The organism is Aeromonas sp. 25-AL00135 (assembly GCF_054052385.1).
On sequence record NZ_JBSTYQ010000010.1, the window covers coordinates 77,555 to 90,305 of the forward strand.

Annotated in this window: 14 protein-coding genes; 12 read left to right on the forward strand and 2 right to left on the reverse strand. The window is 57.0% G+C overall.

The genetic code is table 11. The features are described from left to right. Window positions 1-34 precede the first annotated feature (34 nt). The 5 genes from ffh to rplS all read left to right on the forward strand — a co-directional run bounded on the left by ffh (window position 35) and on the right by rplS (window position 3,547). Window positions 35-1,411, forward strand: coding sequence for a signal recognition particle protein (gene ffh, locus ACW5XC_RS11175; protein WP_005340391.1), 1,377 nt, complete (start codon window positions 35-37; stop codon window positions 1,409-1,411). A gap of 177 nt (window positions 1,412-1,588) precedes the next feature. After that, the gene (rpsP, locus tag ACW5XC_RS11180; protein ID WP_005340392.1) at window positions 1,589-1,837 is read left to right on the forward strand and encodes a 30S ribosomal protein S16; all 249 of its coding nucleotides are present in this window, start codon (window positions 1,589-1,591) and stop codon (window positions 1,835-1,837) included. A gap of 24 nt (window positions 1,838-1,861) precedes the next feature. Next, window positions 1,862-2,383, forward strand: a complete 522-nt coding sequence (gene rimM, locus ACW5XC_RS11185) for a ribosome maturation factor RimM (protein ID WP_005340394.1) — start codon at window positions 1,862-1,864, stop codon at window positions 2,381-2,383. Window positions 2,384-2,417: 34 nt separating this feature from the next. Continuing rightward, complete coding sequence (trmD, locus tag ACW5XC_RS11190; protein WP_005308699.1) at window positions 2,418-3,167, forward strand: tRNA (guanosine(37)-N1)-methyltransferase TrmD; 750 nt, start codon at window positions 2,418-2,420, stop codon at window positions 3,165-3,167. Window positions 3,168-3,199: 32 nt separating this feature from the next. After that, a complete protein-coding gene (rplS, locus tag ACW5XC_RS11195) occupies window positions 3,200-3,547 on the forward strand; it encodes a 50S ribosomal protein L19 (protein WP_005313505.1) in 348 nt (115 codons plus the stop codon). 107 nt (window positions 3,548-3,654) lie between these two features. Here rplS and ACW5XC_RS11200 read toward each other — a convergent pair whose 3' ends face one another. Next, a complete protein-coding gene (locus ACW5XC_RS11200; protein ID WP_042053334.1) occupies window positions 3,655-3,978 on the reverse strand; it encodes an isoamylase early set domain-containing protein in 324 nt (107 codons plus the stop codon). A gap of 80 nt (window positions 3,979-4,058) precedes the next feature. Then, window positions 4,059-4,733 carry a DNA mismatch repair endonuclease MutH gene (mutH, locus tag ACW5XC_RS11205; protein ID WP_042053335.1) on the reverse strand — a complete coding sequence of 225 codons (675 nt, stop codon included), beginning with the start codon at window positions 4,731-4,733 and terminating at the stop codon, window positions 4,059-4,061. Window positions 4,734-5,466: 733 nt separating this feature from the next. Here mutH and rppH point away from each other — a divergent pair. From rppH to nhaR, 7 genes are all read left to right on the forward strand, one after another. Then, a complete protein-coding gene (rppH, locus tag ACW5XC_RS11210) occupies window positions 5,467-5,994 on the forward strand; it encodes an RNA pyrophosphohydrolase (protein ID WP_005340421.1) in 528 nt (175 codons plus the stop codon). Between the two features lie 14 nt (window positions 5,995-6,008). After that, window positions 6,009-8,288, forward strand: a complete 2,280-nt coding sequence (gene ptsP / locus ACW5XC_RS11215) for a phosphoenolpyruvate--protein phosphotransferase (protein WP_005340422.1) — start codon at window positions 6,009-6,011, stop codon at window positions 8,286-8,288. A gap of 67 nt (window positions 8,289-8,355) precedes the next feature. After that, window positions 8,356-9,180, forward strand: coding sequence for a prolipoprotein diacylglyceryl transferase (gene lgt, locus ACW5XC_RS11220; protein WP_031227775.1), 825 nt, complete (start codon window positions 8,356-8,358; stop codon window positions 9,178-9,180). Beyond that, entirely contained in the window at window positions 9,180-9,974 is a 795-nt protein-coding gene (thyA, locus tag ACW5XC_RS11225) for a thymidylate synthase (protein ID WP_042053337.1), read from the forward strand. The genes lgt and thyA overlap by 1 nt, the downstream gene beginning before the upstream one ends. A gap of 223 nt (window positions 9,975-10,197) precedes the next feature. Then, window positions 10,198-11,388 carry a Na+/H+ antiporter NhaA gene (nhaA, locus tag ACW5XC_RS11230; protein ID WP_042053338.1) on the forward strand — a complete coding sequence of 397 codons (1,191 nt, stop codon included), beginning with the start codon at window positions 10,198-10,200 and terminating at the stop codon, window positions 11,386-11,388. Beyond that, window positions 11,385-11,792: a Rossmann-fold NAD(P)-binding domain-containing protein gene (locus ACW5XC_RS11235; RefSeq protein ID WP_042053339.1), complete on the forward strand. Its 408-nt coding sequence runs from the start codon at window positions 11,385-11,387 to the stop codon at window positions 11,790-11,792. Before nhaA ends, ACW5XC_RS11235 begins: the two co-directional genes overlap by 4 nt. Beyond that, the gene (nhaR, locus tag ACW5XC_RS11240) at window positions 11,779-12,711 is read left to right on the forward strand and encodes a transcriptional activator NhaR (protein ID WP_005340434.1); all 933 of its coding nucleotides are present in this window, start codon (window positions 11,779-11,781) and stop codon (window positions 12,709-12,711) included. Before ACW5XC_RS11235 ends, nhaR begins: the two co-directional genes overlap by 14 nt. Window positions 12,712-12,751 lie beyond the last annotated feature (40 nt).

A 12,751-nucleotide genomic window follows, 5' to 3' on the forward strand; every position in this document is an offset into this window, starting at 1 on the left:
CCCCAATTTATTACGCCAAGAACCGGAATCCGTCATGTTTGAGAATTTGACTGAACGACTCTCGCGCACCTTGCGCAATGTCAGTGGCCGTGGTCGTCTGACCGAAGACAATATCAAGGAAACCCTGCGCGAAGTTCGCATGGCGCTGCTCGAGGCGGATGTCGCCCTGCCGGTCGTGCGTGATTTCGTGGCGCGTGTCAAAGAGCGCGCAGTCGGGCAGGAAGTGGCCAAATCCCTGAGCCCGGGCCAGGCATTTATCAAGATTGTGCACGGTGAACTGGTCACCGTAATGGGGGAGGCCAACGAACAGCTCAACCTGGCTGCCCAGCCGCCTGCGATCATCCTGATGGCCGGTTTGCAGGGTGCCGGTAAGACAACCACGGTTGGCAAACTGGCCAAGCTGCTCAAAGAGCGCAGCAAGAAGAAGGTGCTGGTGGTCAGTGCCGACGTCTATCGCCCTGCGGCGATCAAGCAGCTGGAGACCCTGGCCAGCGACATCGGTGTCGACTTTTTCCCGAGTGATGCCAGCCAGAAGCCGGTTGACATCGCCACCGCCGCCATCGATCAGGCGCGCAAGAAATTCTATGACGTGGTGATCGTCGATACCGCCGGTCGTCTGCACGTCGATAGCGAGATGATGGCCGAGATCCAGGATCTGCATGCCACCATCAAGCCGGTCGAGACCCTGTTCGTGGTGGATGCCATGACTGGTCAGGATGCCGCCAACACCGCCAAGGCGTTCAACGAAGCGCTGCCGCTTACCGGTGTGATCCTCACCAAGGCGGATGGTGACGCCCGTGGTGGTGCAGCCCTGTCGGTGCGCCACATCACCGGCAAGCCGGTCAAGTTTATCGGTATGGGTGAGAAGACCGATGCGCTGGAGCCGTTCCACCCGGATCGTCTCGCCTCCCGCATCCTCGGTATGGGCGATGTGCTCTCTCTTATCGAAGAGGTCGAGCGCAACGTCGATAAAGAGAAAGCGGCCAAGCTGGCTAGCAAGGTCAAGAGTGGCAAGGGTTTCGATCTCGAGGACTTCCGCGAGCAGCTGGCCCAGATGCGCAACATGGGCGGCATGATGGGGATGCTCGACAAGCTGCCCGGCATGTCCGGTCTGCCGGATAACGTGAAAGATCAGATGGATGACAAGCTCACCGTGCGGATGGAGGCTATCATCAGCTCCATGACGCCGAAAGAGCGTGCTCATCCTGATCTCATCAAGGGTTCCCGCAAACGCCGTATCGCCGCAGGCTCCGGCATGCAGGTGCAGGACGTGAACAAGCTGCTCAAGCAGTTCACCGAGATGCAGCGCATGATGAAGAAAATGTCCGGCAAGGGCGGCATGCGCAAAATGATGAGCCAGATGAAGAACATGATGCCCCCCGGTTTCGGTGGCGGTCGCGGCCCGTTCTGATCCGGCCTGCGTGTTGATGGGGGTCTGCAGCGGCAGGCCCCTTTTCATTGCCGCTCTGCGCAAAAAATGGCTGGCTTGGTTGCAATTATTACGAATCCAAGTAGAATTACGCGGCTTATTTTAAGCTAGGGTCCGCGTGTTTGCGGGCCTTGTTCATTAGATGTTAATGAGGACGATATGGTAACCATTCGTTTACAACGTGGTGGCGCGAAAAAGCGTCCGTTCTACCAGGTAGTAGTTTCTGACAGCCGTTGCGCCCGTGATGGTCGCTTCATCGAGCGCGTTGGTTTCTTCAACCCGGTTGCTGCTGGTCAAGCTGAAAAGCTGAACCTGGACCTGGCTCGTATCGAGCATTGGGTTGCTACTGGTGCCGCTGTTTCTGACCGCGTTGCCAAGCTGATCAAAGACGCTAAAAAAGCTGCTTAATCAGCCCAACGGTAAGGAGTTAAGGTGGAAAAACCTGTAGTTCTGGGCACCCTGGGTACCGTTTATGGCATCAAGGGCTGGCTTAAAGTGAACTCCTTCACCGATGTTGCCGAAGCGATTTTCGATTACAACCCTTGGCTGATTAATCAGAACGGGGCGTGGCGTGAAATTCGGGTTTCATCCTGGAAACGTCACAACAAGGGTCTGATCTGCAAACTCGATGGTATCGATGTGCGCGAAGATGCCCTGGCATTGACCAATGTCGAGATCGGCGTACCCGCCGATCTGTTGCCTGCGTTGCCTGAGGGCGAGTTCTACTGGCGTGACCTGATTGGTTGCTCGGTAGTGACCACCAAGGGATACGACCTGGGCAAGGTGACCGAATTGATGGAAACCGGCTCCAACGATGTGTTGGTGGTTGAGGCCAATGTAAAAGATGCCTTTGGTGCAAAGGAGCGGTTGATTCCGTTTCTGGAAGAGCAGGTGATCAAGAACATTGATCTGACTGCTCGAACAATCGAAGTTGATTGGGATCCTGGTTTCTAGTTTCCCGCGCTAACACGGGTGCCGGAGGTTTCTTATGTGGATTGGGGTGATTAGCCTCTTCCCTGAAATGTTCCGAGCCATTACCGAGCACGGGGTAACGGGTCGGGCCGTCAAGAGTGGCCTGCTGCAGATTGAGTGCTGGAACCCCCGGGACTTTACCCACGACAAACACCGTACGGTCGATGATCGTCCTTATGGTGGTGGGCCCGGCATGTTAATGATGGTTCAGCCGCTGCGTGACGCGATTCATGCAGCCAAGCAAGCGGCGGGAGACGGGGCGAAAGTCATCTATCTCTCCCCTCAGGGACGCAAGCTGACTCAAGCTGGCGTAACCGAGTTGGCGACGAATCAGAAACTGATTCTGGTAGCCGGTCGATACGAAGGTATCGATGAACGCGTGATACAAACCGAAGTCGACGAAGAGTGGTCTATCGGGGATTACGTGTTAAGTGGTGGCGAGTTGCCTGCCATGACCCTGATCGATGCGGTTTCGCGTCTGGTCCCTGGGGTTTTGGGCGATCAGGCCAGTGCCGAGCAGGACTCCTTTACGGATGGCTTGCTGGATCATCCCCACTACACTCGGCCGGAGGTGTTGGATGGATTGGCGGTGCCCGAGGCGCTGACAAGCGGCAATCACGAAGTGATTCGACGCTGGCGTCTCAAGCAGTCGCTCGGACGAACCTGGCAAAGAAGGCCGGAACTTATTAACAACCTAGCTCTGACTGACGAGCAAGAATCACTTCTTGCCGAGTATGTCCGCGAAGTGCGTGACAGCGTTAAGTAGAGTTTTCAGTTTATCCTAGGTAAGGAAAGACAATGAGCAAGATTATTCAGCAGCTTGAACAAGAGCAACTGCGTACCGACATCCCGGCTTTTGCCCAGGGCGACACTGTACGTGTTCAAGTTCGTGTTAAAGAAGGTGGTAAAGAGCGTCTGCAGGCTTTCGAAGGCATCGTTATTGCCAAGCGTAACCGCGGTCTGCACTCTGCTTTCACCGTTCGCAAGATCTCCAACGGCGAAGGTGTTGAGCGTGTATTCCAGACTCACTCTCCGCTGATCCACAGTGTAGAACTGAAGCGTCGTGGTGATGTTCGCCGCGCCAAACTGTACTACCTGCGCAACCTGTCCGGCAAAGCTGCTCGTATCAAAGAGAAGCTCAACTAATTCGATTCGAATTGGTGTCGGTATGTCGGCAATAGCTCGACAGGTAGTGAAAAGGCTCGCCAATGGCGAGCCTTTTTTGTATCCGTCTATTGGCTATCTGGGTGCCGTTACTGGATGACCCGAACTACCGAGTTGTCTCGCCCGAAGGGGCCTGGCACATAGTCATCCGCTGCCCAGTCATTCTCGTAGAGGGTTTCCCCTGCCGGTGTGATGAGCTGGTAGCAGTATTCGAAGTACCCCGGGCCGTCGGTCGGCAGATTGAGGGTGGCTTTGAACTCGCCGCTCTTCATGCGTTTCAGCTCGACCGGTTGCCACTGGGTGAACTCGCCGATCAGCATCACCTGTTCTGCCCCTGCTGCGGCCTCCTTCTCTACGGCGAAGGTCACCTTGACCTCGGGTTTGGACTTGAGAAACTGCTTGGTAAGTGGCATGACGCCTCCTTGTCTGTGAGTTAAAAATAGCTCCTGTCTATTTTTATACCACCATATGACAAAGATGTTGATAAGGCAGATCAAGTCGGCAAGGCAAAATAGCGTTGCAGTAGACTGTGGGTGAAGTCGATCTTGAGATAGAAGCCGCGGGGCAGGGTCATGATGGGTTGACCATCGCGGCCGATGGCGCGAGTCAGCGCCTTGTTGTTGGCCGCCTTGGGCCGCAGTTGCATCACCTGGCCGTGGCGCGCGCTGATCTGCTCCACTTCTCCCAGCACTATCATGTCCATCAGCTCCTCCCAGTCCTGACGCAGTAGCCGATCTTCCTCTTCATTCGGGCTCCACATCAGCGGCATGCCGACCCGCCGCTCGCCAACCGGGATCTCCCGATTGCCTTCCACCGGGATCCAGAGCACCCGGGATAGCTTGTTGCGCACGTTGGACTCCTCCCAGCGCTGGCCGCTGACACCGATCAGCGGGGCGACGCAGACGAAGGTGGTCTCCAGCGGTTTGCCTTGAGGATCCACGGGGATCGTCTTGAGTTCGATCCCCAGCTCCGGGAAGTCCTGCTCCGGCTTGCTCCCTGCGCTGGCTCCCAGTTGCAGCTCGATCAACTGACCGACCCACCCCTTGTCACGGCGCAGGTCTTTGGGCACCGCGACACCAGCCTCGGCGGCCAGCTGCGCCAGGGTGAATCCGGCCATGGCATAGGCGCGGCTCAATAACTCCTGCTCGGATTGGGGATTGCTTGGCATAGTTGGCTCCATCTTGCTCGCCATATTCTAACAGGGGAGGATCCCGAGAAGGATCGCTGTTTTTATAACCGATCCTGGGTGGATAAGATCAAATGCAGAGAGTTTGGGGGCTATCATCTCATCATTATGATTTTAAAGGATTTTGTCTATTTTATCGAGTAGTGATCCTGGTCTGGTTTGACCTCTAAATAGTTGTCCAAGGGTTTGTGCATGATGTTACACACAGTTATCCACAGAAATATTGGATAAGTGGATGAAAGTGGTTGGGGTCGCTGATATGTTACAAAAAATTGTGAATGCCACCCCATTTTTACAGGGTAAACGGGGTAGATATTGTGCCACTCCTGTGGATAATTTCGCCGCGGTGGATCTTTGAGCAGTTGAACTTGTTCACAATCCGGATCATGGATCAGGCTCTTGGGGTAACATGGATCTAGATCCAGTTATTTTATCTCAAGTTAATAAAAAATAATGATTTTTTATATTTAATGTCGGGTGGTGATACGGAGAGGCACTTTTCGCGTACAGTTAAAAAGTACTGTATATACCCGTTTGCTAACAGCTTTATGCACAGCCTGGGTGGGCAACTTGGGGGCGCGGATCCTTGGATTTGTTTATAAGTATGTTTGAAATTGAAAGTTATTCATGAAACAGGGGATTCACTCCTTGTTTGCTGCCACGGAGTGAATGTGGAACAATCTCCTTATAGATTCAGCCTTTATAAGGTGATCACGTGATTGATGGCGACGGATTTCGTCCCAATGTCGGTATCGTGATCTGTAACCGTGAAGGACAAGTGTTGTGGGCTAAACGCTATGGGCAGCACTCCTGGCAGTTTCCGCAGGGGGGGGTTGATGATGGTGAAACGCCAGAGCAGGCCATGTATCGAGAGCTGTATGAGGAGATTGGCCTCAAGCCCGAAGATGTGACCATCATGGCCACCAGTCGTAACTGGCTAAAGTACCGTTTACCCAAACGTCTTGTCCGCTGGGACAGTTCACCGGTCTGTATTGGCCAAAAACAAAAATGGTTCCTGTTACAGCTGAATTCGGGCAAGGAGTCGCGGATCCAGTTCGGCTGTCATGGCCATCCCGAATTTGACGACTGGCGTTGGGTCAGCTTCTGGTACCCGGTGCGGCAGGTCGTCTCGTTCAAGCGGGAGGTTTACCGCCGGGTCATGAAAGAGTTTGCCCCGCTGGCGATGCCAGTGCCGGCAGTGCAGGTCAACAAGAAGGATGGGCGGCGCAACCGCGCCCGTTAAGGAGCACAGATTAGTTGTTAACGGAACTGAGACGTATCGTCGAGAGCATGGCCGAGGCCAATACCCTCGAGCAGGCCTTGCAGGCATTGGTGAGCCAGACCCGGCACGCCATGGCAGTGGACTGCTGCTCCGTCTATGTCTCGGAACCCGAGGTGCGCCGCTATCGCCTGGCGGCTACCGACGGCTTGGCCCCGTCCGCGGTCGGCAAGGTGACCCTGCCCTACGAGCAGGGCATCGTCGGTCTGGTGGGTCAGCGGGAAGAGTTGATCAACCTGGCTGATGCCCCCGCGCACCCCAGTTTCAAATTCCTGCCCGATGTGGCCGAAGAGGCGTTCCGCTCCTTCCTCGGCGCTCCCATCATGCATCAGCGTCAGGTGGTCGGCATTCTGGTGGTGCAGCAGAAGGAGAGCCGCCGCTTCGATGAGGGGGAAGAGTCCTTCATGGTCACCCTGGCGGCCCAGCTGGCGGCGCGGATTGCCCAGGCGCAGGCCAAGGGGTGGTTGCAGAAGACCGACTGGAGCAAGCCGCTGCGCGGTATTGCCGGTGCCAGCGGCATTGCCATGGCCAAGGCCTGGGTGTGGCGGCCCCGCAAGGCGCTCTCGTCCATTACCCCGCGCAAGGATGAAGACCATGCCAGCCAGCTGGCGCGGCTGGAGCTGGCGGTTGAGGAGGTGCGGCACGACTTGGAGAGTCTGGCGCTGCGTTTTCGCGAGAGCTACAGCCAGGATTCGGTGGCGATCTTCGATATCTACCTCCATCTGCTGAACGATCCCGGCTACATCAAGCCCATTCGCAACAAGGTGAGCAAGGAGCACTGGACTGCGGTATCTGCGGTCAAGCTGATCAGCGATCGCTTGATCGAGCAATTCAAGGGGATGAAGGATCCCTACCTGCAGGAGCGGTCCACCGACGTGAAGGATATTGCCCAGCGGCTGATCAGCCGACTGGTGCAGAATGAACCGGAACATATCTCCATCGGCGAGCCGGTGGTGCTGGTTGCCGACGAGGTGACTGCCACCATTCTGGCGGAAGTGCCCCGCGAGTATCTGACCGGGGTGGTCTCGCTCAAGGGGGGGACCAACTCCCACGCAGCCATTCTGGCCCGCGCCATGGGGGTCGCCGCCATCATGGGGGTCGATCTGCCCCTTGGTGACATCGGTGGTCGCATGCTGGTCGTCGATGGCTACAGTGGCGATCTCTTCATCGAGCCCAATCAGGTGATCCTGACCGAGTATCGTCAGCTGCTGAGCGAAGAGCGGGCCCTCGATACCCTGGTGCGCAGCGTCGATAACCTGCCATCTGAAACCGCCGATGGCACCAAGGTCTCCCTGCTGCTCAACGCCGGTCTCAGTGCCGATACCGAGATCTCCCTCAATCAGCTGGCGGACGGGGTTGGGCTCTATCGTACCGAGATCCCGTTCATGCTGCAGGAGAGCTTTCCCTCCGAATGGGAGCAGACTGCCCGCTATCGCGGCATTCTGGAGACCTACCGCAACCGGCCGGTCTGCATGCGGACGCTGGATGTGGGCGGCGACAAGCCGTTACCCTATTTCCCCATCGTCGAGGAAAATCCCTTCCTTGGCTGGCGGGGGATCCGGATCACCCTGGATCACCCCGAACTGTTTCTGGTGCAGCTCAAGGCGATGCTGCGGGCCAGTGAAGGGCTGGACAATCTGGCCATCATGCTGCCGATGATCAGCAGCGTCAGCGAAATCAAAGCCTCCCGTCGTCTGCTGGATCAGGCGTGGCGGGAGGTGTCGGAAGAGGCGGCGAGCCGCGATGCGGTGATCCGCTACCCCAGCCTCGGGGTGATGATCGAGGTGCCCTCTGCCCTCTTTATCTTGCCGGAGATGGCGCCGCTCATCGATTTCTGGTCGGTGGGCAGTAACGACCTGACCCAGTACCTGCTGGCGGTAGATCGCAACAATTCCCGGGTTGCCAACATCTATGATGCCTTCCATCCTGCGGTGATCCGCGCCCTGCAACAGCTGGTTGATGCCTCCCATCGCTACCAGAAGCCGGTGTCGGTGTGTGGCGAGCTGGCCGGTGATCCGGTCGGTGTATTGCTGCTGCTGGCCATGGGTTATCGCCGCTTCAGTATGAATACCCACAACATCGCCCGGATCAAGTACGTGCTGCGTCAATCCACTCTGAGCGAGTTGACCGAACTGATGGCCGATGGCCTCAAACATGACAACCCCCACGTACTGCGCGGCCTGTTTGCCCGCTATCTGGAGGAGCATGGTTTGGGCGGTTTGCTGCGAGCCGGTCATAAATCGAAACAGAGTGATTGATAATCATGCCTTGTCCCTGCTGACGAATGATCGGAAAATGCGGCTTTTATTTTGACTGGGGCCGCATATGCAGCACGATGGATATTGGGTTTTCTCGCAGATTGATCCCGTAGCATTCAGTTTGGGACCACTATCGGTACGCTGGTATGGTCTCATGTACCTGTTCGGTTTTGCGTTTGCCATGTGGCTGGCTGGCCGTCGCGCCGATGCACCGAACAGCGGCTGGACCCGCAACGAGGTGTCGGACCTGCTGTTTTACGGTTTCCTCGGGGTGATCCTCGGTGGCCGTGTCGGTTACGTGCTGTTCTACAACTTCGATCTCTTCCTCGCGGATCCCACCTACCTGTTCAAGATCTGGACCGGCGGCATGTCGTTCCACGGTGGGCTGATCGGGGTGATCACCGCGATGATCTGGTTTGCCCACAAAACCAAGCGCCACTTCTTCACCGTGGCCGACTTTGTGGCACCACTCATTCCGTTCGGTCTCGGTGTTGGCCGGATCGGCAACTTCCTCAACGGCGAGCTGTGGGGTCGGGTCACCGATGTGCCCTGGGCCATCATCTTCCCGGAGGCCGGCCCCGAGCCGCGTCACCCCTCCCAGCTCTACCAGTTCGCACTGGAAGGGGTGGTGCTGTTCATCATCCTCAACCTGTTCTGGCGCAAGAATCCGCCGCGCGGCGCCATCTCCGGCATGTTCCTGCTGTTCTACGGCCTGTTCCGCTTCCTGGTGGAGTTTGTGCGCCAGCCGGACAGCCAGCTTGGTCTCTACTTCCAGGAGATCAGCATGGGCCAGATCCTCTCCACCCCGATGATTATCGCCGGTGCCCTGATGATCTGGGCCGCCTACAAGCGTCCGCAGTTGTTCGGTAATGCCGTGAAGGAGGCGAAATAATGCGAGCTTATCTCGACCTGATGCAGAAAATCCTCGATGAGGGCACCGTCAAGTCAGACCGTACCGGCACCGGTACTGTCTCCCTGTTCGGCCATCAGATGCGCTTCAATCTGGCGGAAGGTTTCCCGCTGGTGACCACCAAGAAGTGCCACCTGCGCTCCATCATTCACGAGCTGCTCTGGTTCCTCAATGGCGATACCAATACCGCCTATCTGAAGGAAAATGGCGTCAGCATCTGGGATGAGTGGGCCGACGAGAATGGCGATCTGGGGCCGGTTTACGGTGCTCAGTGGCGCTCCTGGCCTGCCGCTGACGGGTCTGTCATCGACCAGATCCAGAAGGCGGTGGATGACATCAAGCACAACCCTGATTCGCGCCGCATCATCGTATCCGCCTGGAACGTGGGTGAACTGGGCAAGATGGCGCTGGCTCCCTGCCACGCCTTCTTCCAGTTTTATGTGGCGGACGGCAAGCTCTCCTGCCAGCTCTACCAGCGCAGTTGTGATGTATTCCTCGGCCTGCCGTTCAACATCGCCAGCTACGCCCTGCTGACCCACATGATGGCCCAGCAGTGCAATCTGGAAGTGGGTGACTTCGTCTGGACTGGCGGTGATGTGCATCTTTACTCCAACCACATGGAGCAGACAGCCCTGCAGCTATCCCGCGAGCCGCGCCCGCTGCCGACCCTGGTGATCAAGCGCAAACCTGACTCCATCTTCGACTACAAGTTCGAGGATTTCGAGATCGAGGGTTATGACCCCCACCCCGGCATCAAGGCGCCCGTCGCCATCTGACAGAAAGGCGCCATGAGGCGCCTTTTTTTATATATAAAAACATTTAAAAATCTCATTATTGGCTAACTTAGTTGTGAATATGACGCAGGCAAAATCTGTTCTAGGTAGGCCAGTTCTATTTTGCTTTCGATTTTTCCGAGGTTTTTGGCTGCAAGAAACGATTTTCCATTGGTTGTTGCAGGCTATAGACTTAAATTCAAGTAATTTTGTGGAAAAATTAACCATGAGTGACGTAATCAAAAAGTTCCTGAAGCTGGAGGCCGCCTCCGGAATTATTCTGATCATGGCTGCCATGCTGGCAATGATTTTAGCCAATACCGCGCTGGCTGGCGGGTATCAGGCGTTTCTCGACACGCCGGTGCAGGTACGCATCGCGGCTCTCGACATCAACAAGCCGCTGCTGCTCTGGATCAACGATGGCTTTATGGCGATCTTCTTCCTGCTGGTTGGTCTGGAAGTGAAGCGTGAAATGCTGGAAGGGGCGCTCTCGACCCGGGTTCAGGCGACCTTCCCGGCTATTGCGGCGGTGGGCGGCATGCTGGCTCCGGCCTTGATCTACGCCTTTTTCAACTATTCGGATGAAGTGGCGCGCGCTGGCTGGGCGATCCCGGCTGCGACCGACATCGCCTTTGCCCTCGGGGTGATGGCGCTGCTCGGCAAGCGGGTGCCGGTGAGCCTCAAGGTATTTCTGTTGGCGCTGGCCATCATGGATGACCTCGGCGTCATCATCATCATCGCACTTTTCTATACCCAGCAGCTGTCGCTGGAGGCGCTGGCCATCGGTATTCTGGCAACCCTCACTCTGCTTTGGATGAATCGCCGTGGTGAGGACAGGATCAGCCTCTACATGCTGGTTGGTCTGGTGCTCTGGGTTGCGGTGCTCAAGTCTGGTGTCCATGCGACCCTGGCGGGTGTAGTGGTGGGCTTTATGGTTCCGCTTAACGGCAAGCGTTACGCCTCGCCGCTCAAGTATCTGGAGCATCAACTGCACCCCTGGAGTGCCTATCTGATCCTGCCGCTGTTTGCCTTTGCCAACGCAGGGGTATCGCTGGAGGGGATTGGTTTCTCCTCCCTGCTGAGTCCGGTACCGATGGGGATCATGCTGGGACTGTTTATCGGTAAGCCGCTCGGGGTGTTCACCATCAGCTGGCTGTCGGTCAAGCTGGGCATCGCCCAGTTGCCGCCCGGGGTCAACTTCAAGCAGATTTTTGCGGTCAGCATCCTCTGTGGCATCGGGTTCACCATGTCGATGTTTATCGCGTCGCTCGCCTTTGAGCACGGTGGGCTGGATTACGGCAGCTACTCTCGCCTCGGGATCCTGGTGGGCTCCACCATGGCGGCGGTAGTCGGCTATCTTGCCTTGCGCATGGCCCTTCCCAAGGGTGAAGGGGAACAGAGTACGGAGGGACTATGAAGCTGCATACAGGGTTGTTGATGCTGTTGTTGAGCCCCGCGGCATGGGCCGGCGGGCTGGAGGATTGCAAGCAGGACGCCACTTCGGCGAACTGCTCTGCCTATCTGAACGGAGTGGTAGACAGTGCCCTGCTGCTGGGGGACAAGCAGGCCAAGGCGCGCTTTGGCGAGACCTTCTCCGAGCGGGCGCTAAGCAGCCGGGCTGGCGAGATGGTCAAGCGCTCCAACAAGCGTTATTGCGCTGACCGGATGCCGGACAAGGCACGCCTCAAGGCCACTCTGATGGAGCAGTTTGGCGCGAACAAGGTTGACTCGGTCAGCGACATGTATGACATTCTGGCGGTTGAACTCAGCTGCTACCGGAGCCCGCGCCAGGCGGGAACCCCATCGGATGTCACACCTTAACTACAACCATCTCTACTATTTCTGGATGACGCAGAAGAAGGGCTCCGTTACCCAGGCTGCGGAAGCCCTTTTTTTGACCCCGCAAACCGTCACCGGCCAGATCAAGCTGCTGGAGCAGCGCCTCGGGGGCAAGCTACTCAAACGCAAGGGGCGCTCTCTTGAGGCAACCGAGCTGGGCCAGCTGGTATTTCGTTATGCCGACAAGATGTTCAGCCTCTCCTACGAGATGCTCGATATCGTCAACTACCGCAAGGAGAGCCAGATCCTGTTCGACGTCGGCATCGCCGATGCCCTCTCCAAGCGCCTTGCCAGCCGCGTGCTGCTCTCCGTCATCCCCAATGATGGTTCCATCCATCTGCGCTGTTTCGAATCGACCCACGAACTGCTGCTGGAGCAGCTGAGCGAACACAAGCTCGATATGATCCTCTCCGACTGTCCGGTGGACTCCAGCCAGCATGCGGGGCTGCTCTCCAAGCGGTTGGGCGGCTGTGGCGTCAGCTTCTTCTGCAAGGCGCCATTGCCCGAAAAGCCCTTTCCCGCCTGTCTGGAAGAGCGCAAGCTGCTGATCCCCGGTCGCCGTACTGCCATGGGGCGTCAGCTGACCCAGTGGTTCGAGCAGCAGGGGGTTTCTCCCAGCATTCTTGGCGAGTTTGATGATGCCGCCTTGATGAAGGCGTTTGGCTTCTTCAATCAGGGCATCTTCATGGCTCCCACCATCTATCGGGAGGAGATCCTCGAGGGGGAGGGGGTGATGCTGATCGGGGAAACCCAGGATCTGATGGAGGAGTATTACGTCATCTTCGCCGAGCGGATGATCCAGCATCCGGCGGTGAAGCGGGTCTGTGAGAGCGATTTTACCTTTCTCTTTTCCGGCCAGGAGAATTTCTCCGCTATCCAGCCGGCCACCCTGTCGTTTTAAAACGACCCGTCACCACGTATCATCGGCGATGAGTGGTAGA

Excerpts from the sequence above, each read along its gene's own strand:
- ffh (WP_005340391.1), top strand. The coding sequence starts at position 35 with ATGTTTGAGAATTTGACTGAACGACTCTCGCGCACCTTGCGCAATGTC.
- rpsP (WP_005340392.1), top strand. The coding sequence starts at position 1,589 with ATGGTAACCATTCGTTTACAACGTGGTGGCGCGAAAAAGCGTCCGTTC.
- trmD (WP_005308699.1), top strand. The coding sequence starts at position 2,418 with ATGTGGATTGGGGTGATTAGCCTCTTCCCTGAAATGTTCCGAGCCATT.
- rplS (WP_005313505.1), top strand. The coding sequence starts at position 3,200 with ATGAGCAAGATTATTCAGCAGCTTGAACAAGAGCAACTGCGTACCGAC.
- ACW5XC_RS11200 (WP_042053334.1), bottom strand. The coding sequence starts at position 3,978 with ATGCCACTTACCAAGCAGTTTCTCAAGTCCAAACCCGAGGTCAAGGTG.
- mutH (WP_042053335.1), bottom strand. The coding sequence starts at position 4,733 with ATGCCAAGCAATCCCCAATCCGAGCAGGAGTTATTGAGCCGCGCCTAT.
- lgt (WP_031227775.1), top strand. The coding sequence starts at position 8,356 with ATGCAGCACGATGGATATTGGGTTTTCTCGCAGATTGATCCCGTAGCA.
- thyA (WP_042053337.1), top strand. The coding sequence starts at position 9,180 with ATGCGAGCTTATCTCGACCTGATGCAGAAAATCCTCGATGAGGGCACC.
- nhaA (WP_042053338.1), top strand. The coding sequence starts at position 10,198 with ATGAGTGACGTAATCAAAAAGTTCCTGAAGCTGGAGGCCGCCTCCGGA.
- ACW5XC_RS11235 (WP_042053339.1), top strand. The coding sequence starts at position 11,385 with ATGAAGCTGCATACAGGGTTGTTGATGCTGTTGTTGAGCCCCGCGGCA.
- nhaR (WP_005340434.1), top strand. The coding sequence starts at position 11,779 with ATGTCACACCTTAACTACAACCATCTCTACTATTTCTGGATGACGCAG.